1 protein-coding gene is annotated in these 1,933 nt (G+C 65.8%); it reads right to left on the bottom strand.

All coding sequences use genetic code 11. The features are described 5' to 3' along the window. Positions 1 to 1,933, bottom strand: a 1,933-nt coding sequence (locus EOA27_RS34270) for an EAL domain-containing protein (protein WP_127258483.1), incomplete at both ends; no start/stop codon positions are given.

Here is a 1,933-nt window from a genome sequence, read left to right as displayed (position 1 = left end):
AAATATCCCTGGCCGATGTCGCAATCCTCGGCATCGAGGAAGCGCAATTCGTCGAGCGTCTCGACGCCTTCGGCCAGGACCGGCAGGCCGAGGCCGCGCCCCAGGCCGAGCACGGCGCGCACGATGGTCGCGACCTGGCCGTTGCGGTCGACCGACTTGATGAAGGACCCGTCGATCTTGATCTTGTCGAAGGGGAAGGCGCGCAGGTTGGAGAGCGAGGAATAGCCGGTGCCGAAATCATCCATCGCCACGCGTACGCCCAGCGCCTTGATCTGACGCAAGGTGGCCAGCGCGCGCGGCATGTCCTTCACCAACGCCGTCTCGGTGATCTCGAGCTCGAGCCGGCCCGCCGCCAGGCCGGTGCGAAGCAGCACCTCATGCACCTTGCGGCTGAAATCTGGATTGTGAAGCTGCACCGCCGAGACGTTGACAGCGACCGTCAGCGGGTTCTTCCATGTCGCGGCCTCCTCGCAGGCGGTCGACAGCACCCACTCGCCGATCTGGGCAATCGAACCGCTATCCTCGGCCACCGGGATGAACACCGAAGGCGGAACCTCGCCGCGGTCGGGATGCTGCCAGCGGAGCAGGGCTTCGAAGCCGATCATCCTGCCGCTGCTGATTTCCTTCTGCGGCTGATAGACGAGCCGGAATTCGCCGCGCGCCACTGCCTGGCGCAGATCCTGCTCCAGGCTGCGCCGGTCGCGCGCCTCGGCACCCATGGAGGCCTCGAAATAGCGGAAGGTGTCCTTGCCTTCGGCCTTGGCGCGATAAAGCGCGGTGTCGGCATGGCTGACCAGCGCCGCCTGTTCGTCGGCATCGAGCGGGTAAAGCGCGATGCCGATGCTGGCCGACACCATGCCGCCGGGCGACAACCGGTTTTCCTGGCGCAGAGCCGAAAGCACCGCCTCGGCTATGCGGCCCGCCGCCTGCGGGTCAGGAAGGTTGGGGGCGATGATGGCGAATTCGTCGCCGCCAAGCCGGGCCAGCATCTGGCCGTGGCGCAGCACGCTGGAGGCGCAGTGAGCCACCTTTTGCAGCACGGCGTCGCCAGCGGCGTGGCCGAAGAGGTCGTTCACTTCCTTGAACCGGTCGAGGTCGAGCAGCATGAGCGCCAGCTGGCTACCTTTGCCACTGCTTTTGCCATCTGGCGCGGACGCGGCGATCTCGGCTTCCAGACGGCTGGCGAAGCTACGGCGGTTGGCAAGGCCGGTGAGCGGGTCGTAATTCGCAAGCCGCATGATCTCCTGTTCGGCCTTCCTGCGTTCGCGTATGTCGCGCACGGCCACGACCAGATGCGGCTTGCCGCAATAATCGATTCTCCTGGCGATCAGCTCCACCGGTATCCGGCTGTCGTCCTGACCGCGGAGGTCGGCTTCCTGCGCCTGTCCGTTGCCGGTGGCAACGGCCGACGCAATTCGTTCGCCGAACAGCTCGCCCAGCCTCATCGTGTTCAGCGCGCCGGCGGCGATGCCGCTCAGCGCCGCGATGCTGTCGTTGGCGCTGACGATGCGGTTGCCGTCGCAGACGATGAGGCCTTCGACGGCAGCATTGGCGAGGCCGTGCATGCGCTCCGCCTCGATCCTGTGACGGCGGAAGCGCAGATCGATCCACAGCGCGGTGGCCGCCAGCACCAGGATGACGAGGCTTGCCGTCGCGGCTGCGAAAGCCTGCGACATCGGAGCGATCGTGAATTTCGAGATCTCGATCGAGGAATCCGGATAGATCGAGACGGCGGCCATGGCGATGAAATGCAGCGTGCAGATCGCCAGCGTCAGCAGGACGGCACCGGCGACTGTCGCCAGGGTCGACGGGCGACGCAGCACGATAAACAGCGAAAGCGCGGCAAGTGATATACCCGAGACCAGCGATGCCGCGACCAGCAGCTGGTTCCAGACGATCCGACCTTCGACCTCGAAAGCCGCCATGCCGGTAT

Origin of the sequence: Mesorhizobium sp. M2A.F.Ca.ET.037.01.1.1, from assembly GCF_003998075.1 — a bacterium.
Classification (GTDB): domain Bacteria; phylum Pseudomonadota; class Alphaproteobacteria; order Rhizobiales; family Rhizobiaceae; genus Mesorhizobium.
Note: the sequence above shows the minus strand (reverse complement) of the source record. Positions and strands in the feature narration are given on the sequence as shown.